Source organism: Microcoleus sp. Pol1C5, assembly GCF_036701115.1.
GTDB lineage: Bacteria > Cyanobacteriota > Cyanobacteriia > Cyanobacteriales > Microcoleaceae > Microcoleus.
On the sequence record NZ_JAUBQE010000029.1, the window covers coordinates 1 to 15,863 of the forward strand.

At 46.3% G+C, this 15,863-nt stretch carries 16 protein-coding genes; 10 read left to right on the forward strand and 6 right to left on the reverse strand.

Annotated features, from left to right (window positions below):
- Positions 1–380 precede the first annotated feature (380 nt).
- The 4 genes from QUA23_RS17130 (at position 381) to arr (ending at position 3,801) form a co-directional block, all read left to right on the forward strand.
- Positions 381–1,310: an energy-coupling factor ABC transporter permease gene (locus QUA23_RS17130; protein ID WP_333077429.1), complete on the forward strand. Its 930-nt coding sequence runs from the start codon at positions 381–383 to the stop codon at positions 1,308–1,310.
- Positions 1,303–1,959, forward strand: coding sequence for an energy-coupling factor transporter transmembrane component T (locus QUA23_RS17135; protein WP_333077428.1), 657 nt, complete (start codon positions 1,303–1,305; stop codon positions 1,957–1,959). Before QUA23_RS17130 ends, QUA23_RS17135 begins: the two co-directional genes overlap by 8 nt.
- A gap of 175 nt (positions 1,960–2,134) precedes the next feature.
- Entirely contained in the window at positions 2,135–2,869 is a 735-nt protein-coding gene (locus QUA23_RS17140; protein WP_333077426.1) for an ABC transporter ATP-binding protein, read from the forward strand.
- A gap of 515 nt (positions 2,870–3,384) precedes the next feature.
- Positions 3,385–3,801: an NAD(+)--rifampin ADP-ribosyltransferase gene (gene arr, locus QUA23_RS17145; RefSeq protein WP_190738102.1), complete on the forward strand. Its 417-nt coding sequence runs from the start codon at positions 3,385–3,387 to the stop codon at positions 3,799–3,801.
- Between the two features lie 96 nt (positions 3,802–3,897).
- Here the strand turns inward: arr and QUA23_RS17150 are convergent, their stop codons facing one another.
- Positions 3,898–4,902, reverse strand: a complete 1,005-nt coding sequence (locus QUA23_RS17150) for an ion transporter (protein ID WP_333077425.1) — start codon at positions 4,900–4,902, stop codon at positions 3,898–3,900.
- Positions 4,903–5,146: 244 nt separating this feature from the next.
- Here QUA23_RS17150 and QUA23_RS17155 point away from each other — a divergent pair, with 244 nt between their 5' ends.
- Entirely contained in the window at positions 5,147–6,154 is a 1,008-nt protein-coding gene (locus QUA23_RS17155; RefSeq protein WP_333077423.1) for a 2-hydroxyacid dehydrogenase, read from the forward strand.
- 196 nt (positions 6,155–6,350) lie between these two features.
- Positions 6,351–6,788: a CAAD domain-containing protein gene (locus QUA23_RS17160; protein ID WP_333077422.1), complete on the forward strand. Its 438-nt coding sequence runs from the start codon at positions 6,351–6,353 to the stop codon at positions 6,786–6,788.
- Positions 6,789–6,914: 126 nt separating this feature from the next.
- On the opposite strand, the gene aroA is transcribed toward QUA23_RS17160, so the two are convergent.
- Positions 6,915–8,270 (reverse strand): 3-phosphoshikimate 1-carboxyvinyltransferase, encoded by a 1,356-nt coding sequence (aroA, locus tag QUA23_RS17165; RefSeq protein WP_333077421.1) that lies wholly within the window; start codon positions 8,268–8,270, stop codon positions 6,915–6,917.
- Positions 8,271–8,707: 437 nt separating this feature from the next.
- On the opposite strand from aroA, the gene QUA23_RS17170 reads away from it, so the two are divergent.
- Positions 8,708–9,211: a hypothetical protein gene (locus QUA23_RS17170; RefSeq protein ID WP_333077420.1), complete on the forward strand. Its 504-nt coding sequence runs from the start codon at positions 8,708–8,710 to the stop codon at positions 9,209–9,211.
- Positions 9,212–9,329: 118 nt separating this feature from the next.
- On the opposite strand, the gene QUA23_RS17175 is transcribed toward QUA23_RS17170, so the two are convergent.
- Positions 9,330–9,809, reverse strand: coding sequence for a hypothetical protein (locus QUA23_RS17175; RefSeq protein ID WP_333077418.1), 480 nt, complete (start codon positions 9,807–9,809; stop codon positions 9,330–9,332).
- A gap of 143 nt (positions 9,810–9,952) precedes the next feature.
- On the opposite strand from QUA23_RS17175, the gene QUA23_RS17180 reads away from it, so the two are divergent.
- From QUA23_RS17180 to QUA23_RS17190, 3 genes are all read left to right on the forward strand, one after another.
- The gene (locus tag QUA23_RS17180; protein WP_333077417.1) at positions 9,953–10,630 is read left to right on the forward strand and encodes a hypothetical protein; all 678 of its coding nucleotides are present in this window, start codon (positions 9,953–9,955) and stop codon (positions 10,628–10,630) included.
- A gap of 237 nt (positions 10,631–10,867) precedes the next feature.
- A complete protein-coding gene (locus QUA23_RS17185) occupies positions 10,868–11,167 on the forward strand; it encodes a putative quinol monooxygenase (protein ID WP_190656699.1) in 300 nt (99 codons plus the stop codon).
- Positions 11,168–11,281: 114 nt separating this feature from the next.
- On the forward strand, positions 11,282–12,088 hold the full coding sequence (locus QUA23_RS17190; RefSeq protein WP_333077415.1) for an MOSC domain-containing protein: 807 nt from the start codon (positions 11,282–11,284) through the stop codon (positions 12,086–12,088).
- 12 nt (positions 12,089–12,100) lie between these two features.
- On the opposite strand, the gene QUA23_RS17195 is transcribed toward QUA23_RS17190, so the two are convergent.
- From QUA23_RS17195 to QUA23_RS17205, 3 genes are all read right to left on the reverse strand, one after another.
- The gene (locus QUA23_RS17195; RefSeq protein ID WP_333077414.1) at positions 12,101–12,949 is read right to left on the reverse strand and encodes a Uma2 family endonuclease; all 849 of its coding nucleotides are present in this window, start codon (positions 12,947–12,949) and stop codon (positions 12,101–12,103) included.
- Positions 12,950–12,989: 40 nt separating this feature from the next.
- Positions 12,990–13,859: a calcium-binding protein gene (locus tag QUA23_RS17200; protein WP_333077412.1), complete on the reverse strand. Its 870-nt coding sequence runs from the start codon at positions 13,857–13,859 to the stop codon at positions 12,990–12,992.
- 75 nt (positions 13,860–13,934) lie between these two features.
- Positions 13,935–15,608, reverse strand: coding sequence for a methyltransferase domain-containing protein (locus tag QUA23_RS17205; RefSeq protein WP_333077410.1), 1,674 nt, complete (start codon positions 15,606–15,608; stop codon positions 13,935–13,937).
- Positions 15,609–15,863 lie beyond the last annotated feature (255 nt).

Sequence of the window (15,863 nt, forward strand, 5' to 3'; positions counted from 1 at the left end):
TCTAGGGAGTAGGGTTTCATTGTTCTCTTTCTTACCACCTCTAATATTGTACCTAATCGTTAAGCAAAGTGCTGTATTGCTTGAGCGTGATGGTAAATATATTTTGCAGTTAAATCTGTAAACAAACATTGATAATTATTATCAAAAAGCTTGAATGTGGGGGGGCGGTAAAATATCCGAATAATTCTTCAGGATTATTTAATGTTACATTTCTCATCCTCAAAACTCTGGCTGTGAACCCCGAATCTATATCGAGTAAGCGATCCCCCGCCACAAATCCCCCGATCGCTCGATCGCATTAATGCCCCCAGAGGGGGTTTTAAATTTTTGTAAAAAATAGTTGACTAAAGACTTGGAAGTTCTCTCGTTTGGATACATCAATGCACATACCTGATGGTTTTCTTTCACCGCCAGTAGCCATTGCCACCGGCATAGCAAGCGCAGCAGCAATTGCAGTTGCCCTAAATCGAACCCGCGCCAGTCTTGGACTCCGACAAGCCCCAATCATGGGCTTAACTACAGCTTTCGTGTTTGCAGCCCAGATGATCAACTTTCCCGTAGCCGGAGGCACCAGCGGGCACTTGTTAGGAGGAGCGCTAGCTTCCGTGGTTTTGGGGAACCCTTGGGCGGCAACTTTAGCGATGAGTACAGTTTTTATAATTCAGAGCGTCTTGTTTGCCGACGGGGGCATCACCGCCCTGGGAGCCAATATTTTTAACATGGGGCTAGTTGGCATTTGGGTGGGCTGGTGGCTGTTGCAGCCATTGCAGCAACTTTTGGGAGGTTCCAGAAATCGTTTGCCGCTAGCTGCAGGGATTGCAGCCGCCCTTAGCGTCGTGGCTGCTTCGATTTCTGTGGCGATCCAATTGGCAATTTCTGGAACAGTAGGACTCAATATCGCATTGCCAGCAATGGTAGGCGTGCATATTTTAATTGGGATTGGCGAAGGGGTAATTACAGGCGGCGTTTTAACTTATCTCGTCAAAGTGCGGCCGGATTTACTGCCGGGACAACAGCCACAATTGCAGAAATGGGTAGTGCCAGTAATCGGAGTTTTATTAATTTCCGGGGTGCTTTCACTGTTTGCTTCAAGTTGGCCTGACGGGTTAGAATCGGTAGCCGAAAAATACGGCTTTAAAGAGAAAGAAGCTGTGGCGATCGAAAATCCCACTCCTTTAGCAGATTACACAGTTAAAGGATTAGAAGAACAGCCTATTGGTACTAGCATTGCTGGACTTTTAGGGTCTGCCTTCAGCTTCGGCGCGGCTTTTGGAATTGCTCAGTTGGTGGTAAAACCTAAAGATGTCTAAACTCTCCATACCTTTTCGATTGCGAGTGTCTCTCACAATTGTGATTGGCATGGGTTTTCTGAAGACAGGCGCTTGGCTGTGGCTGGGAATTTATGGGGCGATCGCACTTTTTTGGTCGTTTTCGCTCAGGGCGCCAGTGCGAACCCTAGCGCAACTGTTGGGAGCAGAATTACTTTTTCTCTCCTTATTAGTGCTGCCCCAAGGTTGGGAACGCGCCAGTTTTCTGTTGCTGCGTTCCCTAATTTGCCTGCTAATTATGAACAGCTTTCTGCTAACTTTGCCACCCCACAGTTTCGGAATCGCCCTCAAAGGATTACCGCTACCAGCAGGTTTGCAAGAGATTGTACTTTTAACAGGACAATACTTAGAAATCCTGCTGGCAGAAGTCAACCGCATGAAAATATCTGCCCAACTCCGGGGCTTATCGGGTACCGGAGGATGGCTGCGCTACGCCAGTGCTTCCATGATCGGAGCGCTTTATTTGCGAAGTCTCGATCGGGCAGAAAGAGTACACGCAGCCATGCTAATTCGCGGCTATAAAGGAAGTTTGCCCGCCGACTCAAAATCGACACCAAAAGAGCGCTTCTGGCTGACACTAGCAATTTTAATAGCAGCCGGGTTAACAATCGCTTCTTATGGTAATTGGTAATTGGGCATTGGGCATTTAACTGGTTCCCCGGCTCTGTCTGGGAATCGAGATCCAGAGGCTCTGCCTCGCTTCTTGCGGAGGAAAAGTGGAGGCAGAGCCTCCGGATCTGCGTTACCAGGCTCTGCCTGGGAACGAGTGGAAATTATTCAATCTAAAATCTAAAATCTAAAATCGGATGACTAATCTCAAATCCGCACCAACAATCGAAGTGAAAGACTTAGTATTTGGCTATCCCGATCAAAAGCCAGTATTGCGGGGAATTTCTTTTACTTTGCAACCGGGAGAAAGAGTTGCTCTACTCGGCCTGACAGGTGCTGGTAAAAGCACTTTGCTCGAAAACTTGATCGGATTAAAAATGCCTCAAGCGGGCGAGATTAGAGTGCAGGGAAAAAAGTTGGAAGAGGCGACTTTATCGCAGGCGCGTCGGCAGATTGGATTTTGCTTTCAAGATGCTAACGACCAGCTATTTATGCCCACTATTTTAGAGGATGTTATGTTCGGGCCGCGCAATTACGGAGTGCCACCGGGACTAGCGCGCGATCGAGCTTTAGCCCTATTAGACGAATTTGGTTTAGTAGAATTTGCCAACCGTTCGGCCCACGAACTTTCGGGAGGTCAAAGAAGATTAGCAGCCTTGGCAGCCATTTTAGCATTAGACCCAGCAATTTTAATCTTAGACGAGCCGACTAACGGGCTCGATCCCTCGTGGCGGCGTCACTTGGCTAAGGTTTTGTCACAATTGCCGATCGAGGTAATTTTGATCGCGTCCCACAATTTGAATTGGATCGGGAAAACGACTCAAAGGGCGTTAATTTTGGCTGATGGGCAGATTCAGGTCGATCGGCAAACTGAAGATTTGCTGAAAGATAAATCGACTCTTGAATATTACAATTTGCCGCCCGATTGGTAATTAGTCATTAGTCATTAGTCCAGTTTGTACGGTGTGCTGTAAGCACAGGTTGAGTTTGTAGCAATACGGTTGACTTAACGCTTTTTGACGAATTTAAGATCGCGATTTTATAGGCAATACAGGTATTTTTCCCAAATCAGATTGTTCTTAAGTCAACTATATTGGAGTTGGTGGGACACTCCATACCCTACAAACTCAACTTCCTTCTTCCTTCTTCCTTCTTTTTAGCCACTCGCGAAGCCTTTATAGCCAGGGAGAACGCATCTTATTGAACGATGTTCATAAGTCAATACGGTTAACTTAACGCTTTTTGACGAATGTAATCTCAGCATTTTATAGGCAATACAGGCATTTCTTGAAAGTCAGATTGTTTTTAAGTCAACCGTATTGCAATCTACCATATTCTGTTAACATGAAATTTAGATGCGTTCGCCCTAGTCTCAGGCCAACCTACTCCCTGTCTAGACCGGCGCGAGATTTGCGAGCGGAAGACAAACAGTATCAGGAGCGAGCCGATGACAGCCACTGACGATATGATTCCGCAGCAGTTCTACCATGGCACACGGGCTGACCTGAAGCCGGGAGACCTAATCGTGCCCGGCTACAACTCTAACTACGGTAAGAGGAATAAGGCAGTCTACGTCTATCTGACTGCCACCTTGGATGCGGCTACTTGGGGGGCCGAGCTGGCACTCGGCGAAGGACCCGGCAGAATCTATATGGTGGAACCGACCGGCCCGATTATGGATGACCCCAATCTGACGGACAAGAAATACCCGGGTAATCCAACGAAGTCATACCGATCCCGGGAGCCGCTGCGCGTCACGGGCGAGGTCACGGATTGGCAGGGGCACTCCCCCGAAGCGCTCAAGGCCATGAAGGACCACATTGAGCGACTTAGGCAACTTGGTATTGAGGCAATCGAGGACTGAGTTACTCCCGGCATCCTCGGGCCGTCGATGATGCGATCGCCCTTCCTTTCCCTTTCTTTATAGGCTTCTTTCTTCTTCATTCTGCTATGGCTGTAATTAAAGCTGGAATTTGCGAACAGTCTCGTTGTACAGATGAATAGCTAAATCACGAAGAATTTGTTCATTTTGAAAATCACTCCCTAACTTCTGTTTCGCCGTTTGAACACACATTTTCATCAACTCGGACGAACTTTCGATGTGAAGTGCGATCGCCCTTTGCTTTTCTTCAAAACCGGGCGCGATTTCCCCCAGCATTTTGACCGATTGACAATTTGCAAATTCCTCTAAATTTTCAGCTCTTTTTTCCTGCTTTTTCTTTTGTAGTTCCTCGGAAAAACCTCCAGCAATTATCCCCGCAGGTAACGCAAAAATTCCGATTCCCAAAAAGGCTAACATTGCTCCTAACAATTTCCCTAAAGCAGTGATTGGATAAATATCACCGTAACCGACAGTAGTTAATGTCACAACTCCCCACCACATTGCATCGGGGATGCTCCCAAAAGTCTCTGGATGCGCCTCGTTTTCAACAAAATACATGACGCTAGAGGCAAATATTAACAAAATAAAAACTGCAAATGCAGTGGCAATTAATTCCTCTTTTTTAGCGTACAATACTGCTCCCAGAGTTCGGACTGACTCTGAATAACGGCTCATTTTTAGCAAGCGTAACAAGCGCAGGACACGAATTAAATTAACGAAGTTTAAAGTAGGAAATAACAGCAATAAGCAAAAAGGTAAGATGGAAATTAAATCTATCAAACTTAGCGGTGTAAGAGCATATCTCAATCTTCCCCAAAGTGGGTGGCTGTATCTGCGATCGACTGTAGACACCCACAGCCTTAAAATATATTCTATTGTAAATACTAAGGAGGAAAAAATTTCTATATTTGCCAAAATCGATGTGTACTCTGGCGACAATGTGGGGGAAGTAGAAGCAATAAAAGCTGCGACATCTATCAGGATTAAAGAAGTTATGAAAACATCATCGGCTAAACTGTATAAATTGCTTGATTCTGAGGTTTCTAAAATTTCATAAATTATAGCTTTGATTTTTTTACGCATCTGAGTTGGTCCTAAAAACTTAGCAATTAACGCTCGCGGTTGACTACAGTATAAGCAATTAAATTCAAAAAATTAAGCAGGAGTGGCCCTAAAGCTAAAAAATGGGCTTCTTCAGAGAGGCTCTTGTTAAGAAATTCAATATTTCTCAGGGAAAGTGGGTTGTTTGGGGCAACGGCGTTCTAGTAAAATTTAGAGTTAATCTGGAAAGAATTTCAAACTATTACTGGGTTTGCAGGCAAAAATCATGAAGGTAGCCGTATTCAGCACCAAATCCTACGATCGCACATTTCTGGAAGCAGCGAATGTCGGCGGCAAACACGATTTAGTTTTTTTTGAACCGCGTCTGAACCTGGAAACCAGCGTTTTGGCTGCTGGATTTCCGGCAGTCTGCGCGTTCGTGAACGACTCCTTGGACGCGAAAACGCTGCTCAGCATTGCCGAAAAAGGCGTCCGCTTGCTGGCCCTGAGATCGGCGGGATTCAATCACGTCGATTTAGCAGCAGCGAAGGATTTAGATCTAACTCTCCTCCGAGTTCCTGCTTATTCTCCCTACGCAGTCGCCGAACACGCAGTTGCTCTGATTTTGTCCCTCAACCGCAGAATCCATCGGGCTTACAACCGCGTCCGCGAAGGCAATTTCGCCCTAGATGGCCTGTTGGGTTTTGACCTTCATGGCAAAACGGTGGGAATCGTCGGAACAGGGAGAATTGGCGCAATTACTGCCCAAATTCTGCACGGATTCGGGTGTCGCCTGCTGGCATACGATGTTTACCAAAACCCAGATTGCCTCGCCCTAGGCATGGAATACGTCGCACTCCCGGAACTATTCGCCGCCTCTGATATTGTCAGCCTCCACTGTCCGCTGATACCGGAAACTTACCATTTGATAGGTGCAGAGGCGATCGACCAAATGAAACCGGGGATGATGCTGATCAATACCAGCCGCGGTCAGTTGATTGACACTGAAGCTGTTACCAAAGGACTGAAGTCTGGTATAATTGGCTACCTCGGTTTAGATGTTTACGAACAAGAGACGGATCTGTTTTTTGAGGATTTGTCAAATCACGTCATTCAAGACGACGTATTTCAGCGTTTGCTGACTTTCCCCAACGTCCTGATTACCGGACACCAAGCTTTTTTCACCGAGGAAGCTTTGAAAAATATCGCCGAAACCACGATCGGCAATATCACCGACTTTGAACAAGGACGCCCTTGCCCGAATCAAATCGACCTCGATCAAGTGAAAAAATGAGTCAAAAGACCGATTTGGCAGCGAAGGCAATTGTTTAAAATCAAGTCATATCGTTATTTTTGCTTGCAATTTGTGAAACTCTGCCTTAGTCTCATCAATTAGTCCCTGCAGCGCGGATGCTGTGCTAATTGCCGGAGAATTATACTGGCAGCAATTCACAGCCTGCAATTTTACCTGACAACGGAGGAAGTATTCAATGACACAAGCTAACTTTTCGGACGAGACACAAACAATCACTGAAGTCGTGACAGTAGATCTGGTTGAGGACAAACCGGGGGTCATGACTACAGTGACAACCACAGAAACAACGGCCAGCCAGTTCCAAGATATTAAAGACCAAGTTATTACAATTTTGTCGGAACTTCCAGCCTATCTCTCTAATTTTTTTGCTGACTACCAAAAGCCCCTCATAACAGTTGGTTTAATCCTGGCAGGCGGTATTAGTATTAAGGTAATGCTGGGAGTTTTAGGTGCTCTTAATGATGTCCCTTTGGTAGCTCCAATTTTTGAGTTGATTGGCATGGGATATACGGGTTGGTTTGTTTACCGCTATCTGCTCAAGGCTTCTGATCGCCAAGAGTTGTTAACGGAAATTGATTCTTTAAAAGAACAAGTTGTAGGTAAAGATTCTTAAACGGATGTTGAAGGAAGAGGGAAGAAGGAAGAAGGAAGAAGGAAGAAGGAAGAAAGAGGATTTTTCCCGCTCTCCCCTCTCCAAATCTCGGACTCCTCCCTCTCCCCCTCTCCCACTCTCCCGCTCTCAATTTGGATGGAAAACTTGTTGTAAAGTGGCGGTAAAGTCGGGGTAGGAAATGGCAGCAGCTTCTGCCCGGTGAATGTTAGTAATACCTGTGGCGTTGAGCGCTGCGATCGCCAAACTCATCGCTATTCGGTGGTCGGTGTAGCTGTCAACATCCGCGCCGGTTAAAGGAGTTCCCCCGGTAATTTCTAAACCGTCGGGTAACTCGGAAATTTGGGCTCCCATGCGGTTGAGTTCTGCAGCAGTCACGGCCAGCCGATCGCTCTCTTTGACCCGCAACTCGGCCGCATCTCGAATTATTGTAGTACCCGATGCAAAGACCGCCGCTACGGCCAAAATCGGGATTTCGTCAATCAGTCGGGGAATTAAGTCGCCAGCAATGGTGCATCCCCGCAATTGGCCGGAACTGCGAACCAAAATATCCGCTACTGGTTCCCCAGCCGCCTCTCGCTGATTTTGCAGTTCAATGTCGGCGCCCATCATTTCCAAAGCTTCTAAAATGCCTGTACGAGTTGGGTTGACGCCGACATTTTCGACTACGAGTTCCGAACCCGGGACGATCGCCCCAGCAACTAGCCAAAAAGCCGCCGAACTAATATCCCCCGGTACAATCACATTCTGCCCTTGCAGTTGTGTCGGCCCAGTGACTGTCACGCTACAAGTTTCTGGATCGACGCTCAATTGGGCTCCAAACGCTCGCAGCATCCGCTCGCTGTGATCCCGCGACAGAGCAGGTTCTGTGACTGTAGTTTCTCCGCTTGCCATCAAACCGGCGAGCAAAATGCAAGATTTAACTTGAGCCGAGGCGATCGGAGAATGGTAGTGAATCGGTTTTAACTGCTGTCCGAGTATCCCTAAAGGAGCTAAAGAATTGCTTTTTCGACCCCAAATTTGCGCTCCCATTTGTTGCAGCGGTTTAATGACGCGCGACATCGGGCGCGATCGCAAAGAACTGTCACCTGTTACTGCATAAAAACGCCCCGGATGAGAAGCTAAAATTCCCAACATCAGCCGCATCGTCGTGCCGGAATTGCCAGCGTCCAAGACTTCTACAGGCTCCTCTAACTCGCCAATTCCGACGCCCGTGACTGTCACCCGTTCCGCGTTGAGTTCAGAAACTTTGGCTCCCAGGAGCGAGAAACATTTAGCCGTGCTGCGGGGGTCTTCCCCTAGGAGTAGTCCCTCAATAGTAGTTTCACCTTGGGCGATCGCACCCAACATCAAAGCTCGGTGAGAAATCGACTTATCGCCCGGAACTCGAATCCTCCCCACCAGTGACAAGCCCGAGGCCGGTTTTTGAATGCTTAAAGTTTGGCTTTTGTCAAGAAGCGTAGTAGTTATAATGTCAGCTTGCATTGAGATAAACTAGGATTGGATGGCGTTAGCTATCCTACCTTTTTCCCAGTCCTAAGTCAGTTGTCTTTTGTACGGCCTGCGGGTTTTTTCCCAATGTGTCCGGTTAACTTAAAGGCTGATTAAACTCGCCCGGAGACTCCGCTGTCAGTTCTCGATGACACGGGAGTGCGGACGCAACGGCACGGATTTCACTTTAATTCACATTAATTTCACAAATATTATCCGTGTATCTGCTTAGATTTCATGTCCAGCTCTCAGTTATCGACCAGATGATTGAAGTTTGACTAAACAATTTTAGATTTTCGATTGCGAGTTGTAGATTTTTCATTTTTTTAAGCAAAAGCTCCGGAATTTGGAACCCAGCCAATCTAAAATCTAAAGTCTAAAATCTCCAATCTCAAACCGCCCGATCCACAACAACTCCTAAACTTTTATTTATGCTGACCCATCACCGCAAGCCTGTAAGTTTATCGCTCGTATCCACAGATTTACCTTTGTGGTCAGTTGTTGAAACCGCTGCTACGCTTTATCAAAAAGACCAAGAGCGCTTTCACTTGTTGTTGCACGAACCAGCAATAATCGATCGCGAATTTTCCGACGGCTCCGACGAATCGGCCGAGCAAGTTGCAATCTTACCCCCAACTACAAAACCCCGGTTGCTCTGGCTAGAAGTTTCGCCCTATCGAGTCATTATGACGATGCAAGGAAACGGCAAATACAGTTACCGCCACTGCTGGGAACGAGGAATGTACGGCCTGAGCCGTTATTGGCTTCAGGGTGAATCGCTGGCGACTCCCGAACAGTTGCGACTCCGCAACTTCACTCGCAACTTGACGCTGACAGGAAAGCCGGAACCGGATCACTTGCAGTTAGAATACGAGTTGTGGTCGGAGAAAGTGCAACTCGGTCGCTATATTTTGAATCTAGAAATTCATCACTAAGTTGGGTAATTGCAAAGGGGTAGATAGTAGGTGAAGGCGACGCATTCCTCAAATTCCTTCAGCCGCTGTGCGTTGTTGGGGTTTGCGTGGCCATCTCAAAACTCAAAACTTTTAGCCTTTAGCGCTCGCTCTTACAATAATTAATCAGTTTGCTAGTCAAAGCGTCTTGATTTGCGGCTGCTTGATTCGCCTGTTGGCCGGCTCTAATAATATCTGCTTGAGCTGTTTGGATTTGCTCTCGACCTTCTATACTTGTAGAAGCGAGATTGCCAGCCTGAAGACTTTTGCTTATGTCGCCGAGTGCTTGACTAATTTCCTGGAAGGATTTAACCAATGGCTCCTGAATTTCTTTGAGGGTTGGATCTGTTATTCGCAGATCTTCAAGTTCATTCGCTATCAGGTTCAAATTTTTAGCTAAATTGTCGGTTGTTGCAGCATCGTTGCTGTCTTTATCAACATCCATGAGAGCGTTGCCTTTGTTGACAATTTCAGTAAATTTAGTACACTGGACAGCTCGGCTATCGCTGCAACTAATCGTCAGCGTACAGCAAGCAACAACTATCAGCAGGATGGCAATCTGTTTGCGAAAAAAGTACATGAACCCTCGGTTGCAAAAAAAAGTAGATTCTGGGATTTTGTCGTAGAGTGCGTCAGCGATTAGCCGATATATCGACTGTCGAAAAACTTTCGCGGCATTCCGACACGCTCTACTAAGCTAAACTACGTACCTGTTTAGGAACTATGGTCAAAAACAGCAATAACCTAAAGAAGGGAAGCATTTGGGGATATCTTACCCTGCTTTTGCCTATTTCCTTGACGGCGGTTGCCAGTTTCGAGTCGGGAAGGATGTTTTGGGCGATCGCCACCACAGCGGGCATTGCTTGGGCTTGCAGGCTCTACCAGCAGCAGCAAAAACATAAACTCGCTCATTTAGACTCGGTTTTCTATAAGTTGATCAAGGAAAATCAAGGGCGAGTTACGGCTTTGGATTTGGCGATGAATGCGAAACTCCCGGGAGAAAAGGTTCAAGAGTATCTCGACGAACGAGCCTCTGAGTTTGCCGCAGATTTTGAAGTGACGGAACAAGGCGGAATTTTGTATTATTTTCAAATAGCTCCACCTGTCAATCAAAGCGAAACAGCTAATGCGGGAATAGCTGTTCAAGAGCCTCCCACAAATCGGGAAAAAGCACAAGATAAAAAACCAAATTTATTCCCCATTGCTCAAACCAAGACTCCTGAAAAGCCCAAAATCTCTTTTACCCAGACGGAACTCTCCCGCAGATTCAAAGTTCATGCAACTACGATCGGCAAGTGGAAACTTAAGCCGGAGTTTGCTCAGTGGAGCCGCGAAAAAGACCCGGAGGATCTCGCCTGGGAATATTCTACAGAAAACAAGCGATTTTATCCCAAAGATTGATTTCCTCCGGTATTCGCCAAAATATCTCAAGAAACCCGGTTTATACGAGGCTCTGCGCTTAGTAACGAAGAATTTGGCAAGAAACCGGGTTTCTGAGACTTAAGCGCGCCCAGCATTGATTTTACTGCCGTTGACCGATCGACCTCTTTAGGTTATTTTAAGTAAAATGCTCTATTGTTGAGTTTGCCAAATAAAAATCGGTAAATTCGATCGTCCTATCTGTGACTTTTTTCTCCTATGTCCAAAACAACCTTGCGAGTAGTCGCCCGCCTCGCTGCCTTTCCCGACAAAGTAGCAGAACTTAAATCTCTGCTGCTGAGCATTATGGAGCCCACTCGCAAAGAAAAAGGCTGCATCAAATACGAACTCCTGCAAAATCAAGCCGATCCCACAGATTTTACCTTCGTTGAAGAGTGGGAAAGTGCAGATTTGCTCGAACTACACCTCGGTTCAACTCACATTCAAGACGCCGTGCAGAAATTAGACGGTTTGGCCGTTGGGCCTCCAGATATCCGTCGCTATGAATTGCTAGCTTAATCCGGTTTGTAGAGCAATTTTATTAATGTTTATAAAATAGCTTCGCCCCCCTAGCCCCCCTTACTAAGGGGGAAACAAGAGTTCAGTTTAAATTGAAGCACAGCTAAAAAAATTATGACAGTAGCAACAATAAAACAGTTATTTATTTATCCAATTAAAGGACTGACACCGCAAGAAATGTCGGAGTTTGCTTTAACAGCAGGACACGGAATTAAGGGCGATCGAGCTTTTGCCCTCATGTTTGCAGATAATATTGAAGCTGCAAAGATGCCCGCAGATAATGTGCCTTGGATGAGCAAAAAACATTTTGCCGTTCAAAATGATTGGCCTCTGTTAGCAGCTTTGGAATGCGATTATCAACCGGAAACGACGCTTTTAACAGTCAAGCGTCAAGGAGTTGAAGTGTTATCCGCAGAAACGAACACAGCAGCGGGGCGCGATCGCATCGGCGCTTTTTTCACCGAATATCTGGCGGCTATTGAACCAACAAAAGAAGCGAGACACCCGCAGTTTGCACCTTTGCAATTAGTGGGCGACACCAGCGGCGAAACTCGCTATCCCGATCGAGAACCCGTACACATTTCTTTACTCAGTCAAGCCACATTAGACCAATTAACAGAAATTGCTCTTCAAAACATTGACGTGGGCCGATTTCGCCCGAACATTGTGCTAGAAGGTATGGCCGCTTGGTCAGAATTTGAGTTGATCGGAAAACAGTTTCAATTAGGCACGGCGCGCATAGAAGTTACAGCACGAATCGGTCGCTGTGTCAATATAGAAGTGAATCCAGAAACAGGCGATCGGGATATTTCCCTACTCAGTTTACTCCAAAAGGAATTCGGTCACGCACAAACTGGAGTTTTAGCCAAAATTATCAACAGCGGCACAGTTAAAATCGGCGATGTTTTGACTTCTTATTAATAAAAACCAACATTAAGATTGTGAATTCTGCCTAACTTCCTCTACTGATAAACCGAGTGCTTCTGCCACTTGCTCTGTATTCAATCCCATTGCCAACAACCGAGGGATGGCATCCCGCCGTGCTTGGGCTTCTGCACTCAAAGCCTGCTCTGCTAAGGAAGCTCGTTGCTGTTCGACAGCAGCTCGTTCTGTACCTGTCAGCAGCAAATTGCCCTCGCTGTCCCACCACCGCAGCCACAGCATTGTCTGGTTTTGATACCTGCCTTCCCACAGTCCTAATTCTACGCCCATTGGCGCGATCGGATAATGACCGCGATCGTTCGGAAGCAACTGCTGGTAAAACCCGTTGTTCAGGTTGTAAACCTCCAGTCTGCCACTATTGATCTCATAGATGCCATAAAACGGAATCCGCATGATCCGCTCATATACCCAAAACTTCCCAGGTCTTTGCGCCGCTCCAACTTCCGAGTACGATAGTGGGGTTGTGTCCCGCTCTTCTGAACCATCTCCTGATGCGAACTCCAAAGCAATCATCGGAGCCATGAATTCCCGCCACAGCACGTAAGAGCGACGAATCTGATTTCCTAATGTTGGTGGCACATTCGGCACGTAGAACCAGTCTGGAGCTTCTGCTCCCTTTTCAAGCGGGTCAGTTTCTCGCCAGTAAATGCCACAGTCTTGCCCTATAGCATATTGTCCATCGGGATGAAGCTCTTGCAACACCGACCCGATCGAATCAGTCAAAATAATACTCTGGGGATGCTCCTGAAAATTCTTCACAAAAGTGCCATCTTCCTCTGGCAGTTGAGTGTGGTCGGGGAAGGGAGAGGGAAGGACAATCTTTTCGGTTGCCGGGGTCATGCTACCTCTCAAGTATTGCAACTTACCTGAATATCTTAACTCATCCTGCTTCCGCCACCCTCACCTTATTACCAATCAAGTTCAGAAAACTCGTGCCAAAATGTTGAATCTCCAAAAAATTAGCATAAGCAGGAGTTGACTTGTAAACTCTAAAAGTCCGCATAATCCCTAAAGTCGCCGCACTTTCCAGCGGGCCGATAAAGCTAGTATCCCTGTCCAAAAAATGAGACTGCTTCGCCCAATGTGCCATCTGTTCAGAATTCAAAAAATAGCAGCCGGAATGAGGATTCAACGCCCGCTCAAAAGCGACTGTTTGTTCCATGATTTTTCCCATTAACTGCCGCTGCTCCTCTACATTTTGAAACGGAGAAGTCGCTGAGTCGGCTAAATCACCATCAACATATGCTTTAAAAACCGCGCCTTTAGGCGCTATTTCATAGCGATTAGGTTGCAGCAAATTCCCATTTCCCCCGTGATGCGTAAACCACTTTAATTTACTAAAAAACCACGGATCGTGCAGAACTAAATCATCTTCCAAATAACAGAAATAATCGTATTTGTTAAGACACGCTCGCAAAACTGCTTGACACTCAAACCCCAAAAGCAGCGGTTCGCATTTGGTAGCGTGGTGCATAAAACATCTGGGCTGCACGGGCAGTTGAGGCAACAGATGATAACCTTGAGTAGTGCAAATAACAATGTCAATTTCGTGCTGTTGAGATTGATTTGCTGGGATAGTTGCACATTCGCTAATGTCAATCATGGACTGAGATTTGCCGTACAAAGCTTGCAGCGCTGTCACGCAAGCGGTTAAAGCATTCAGTCGCGGTTGCGGATCATTTCGCTGGGAAGCGTGTTTGCCCTCGCCGCTGGGATTGTAAAAGTGAGCAATAGTGAATAGAATTCGCATTGGTGTGGAGTAACAATTAGAAATTAAACAATAAAACAGTAAGATCGCACAATAACCCTATAAATCTTACCGCATTTAGTCACCAAATAACTCCGGCAGGCGATCGCGCAACTCAGCATTTAAACGTGGCAACTCGTCCCGCATCTGTAAGTACCAATCTCGCCGCTGTCGGTAGTGTCGGCACAGCAAGCGGTTGTCGCGCACCCATTCGTAAGCATTCGCGGCTATTTCCCGGCGCCGAGGAGTGTCTGAAATCAGCGAATTTAGTTTGGTTTCAAACTCTTTTTCATATCTATAAATCAATCCTGTTTCACCTTCGACAATCGAATGTTCGTACACGGTGGGACTTGCCAGCACCGCTACTCCCCGCGCTGCACATTCAATAAATTTTAAGTCGGATTTCGTTTCGTTAACCGGGTTGGAAACAAGCGGGAGCAAAGCTATATCGCAACTGTACATGATTTCTTGATACCGTTCGTAACTGCAAAACGGTTCAAATTCTTTTTGCTGTATTTTCAAGGATTCAAAAAATTTTCGGTCGTGGATTACTTTAACTCGAATCCGGTGCTTGTGGGCGACTAAAACTCGATTGAGTGCTGCCATAATCGGCTGCCAATCTTTTTCGCGGTTGAGTGCACCAAAAAATATTGTGACTGTATCTTCTGCCGGATAAACTCGCGGCGGAGGTAGATAAGCTAATTGATTGGGAAATACAGCCACATTTGGATTGTATTGGCGCAAAATTTTTGCGAGGGGTTCTGTAGAAGTTTGCACGCAGTGACAGCCGCGATAGCTGAGGTAATTATTATCTGCATATTCGCGGCGGCGGATGGGATTGTCGTCAATTTCAGCTACTATTAAATAGCCTTGTTGCAACAGTTCTTTGAGCTGGGGAATATAGCCGGGATATTGCATAATTGTCCGCTGCCAAATGAAGACTTTTTCTTCTTCCGGCAGAGGGGGAATTAATCCTGCTGTTTTCACGCCGGATACGGTGCGGACACCGGGAATTGTGGCGCTAAATTTGTCCGGTTCCAAAACTCGCACGCGATCGCACCCTGTAGGAGCCATAATGATAGTCTGAATCAGCAGTCTGCGCGCAGGTACGGTCGATTTGGTCGATCGCACGATATAATGTTCAGCACCTGTTTCCGTAGCAAAGCTGCTCGATGTGAGCTCTAAAGCCTTGACCATTGGATTCAGTAATTCCTGAAAGTGGACAAAATTTTCGGTTTTGTGTCCCTTTCCTTGAAATTCATAAACCTGCAATCCGGCTTGAGCAAATAGTGATTTAATACTTTCTAGGGTAAACCAGTGCTGCATCTTGCTGTCGGGATTCTCCCACTGCCCCCGCAGCAGATTGACAATTCGCCGCCAGTATTGAACATTAGGGATTCTAGCGAGAATTTGCCCCTCTGGATTCAGCAAAGCACTGTATTGCTTGAGGACTTCCCAGGGATTTTTCAGATAGGGTAGCAAGTCGCCAAAAACCAAACAATCGACGGTTCCTGGAGCGATTTCGAGACTTTCGAGGGCAATTTCTTCAATATCGGCTACCGTCACCCAGTTTAGCCGATCGACGGCAATTTTAGCTTTTTCTCGATCGCATTCAATGCCAATATACTGACAATGGGGATTGATCAGTTTGTACTGTTCGCCCGTCGAACCCGTACCGCAGCCAATTTCAACAATGACTTTAGCATCCGGCGGTAGCAGCTTCAAGAAGTCGTGGTTGGCGCGATCGCTCACTTTGTCTAAAATTCCTGATTAGTTTATCGTAAAATAAAACAGAGCCACCCATGCCGACAGACAACCAGCCGAAGGTTAGCATTGCGATGCCAGTATACAATGGCGATCGCTATCTTTGTCAAGCACTAAAATCTCAGTTGCGAACTTTTTTTCTTTTCTCTTCTCTTGGTCTACGTTAAGAGCGTTTCCTTTAAATCTTACTCACAAATCCTCCAGGATTGCTATATGTTAGCAAATATTCTGCAAAATTATAAT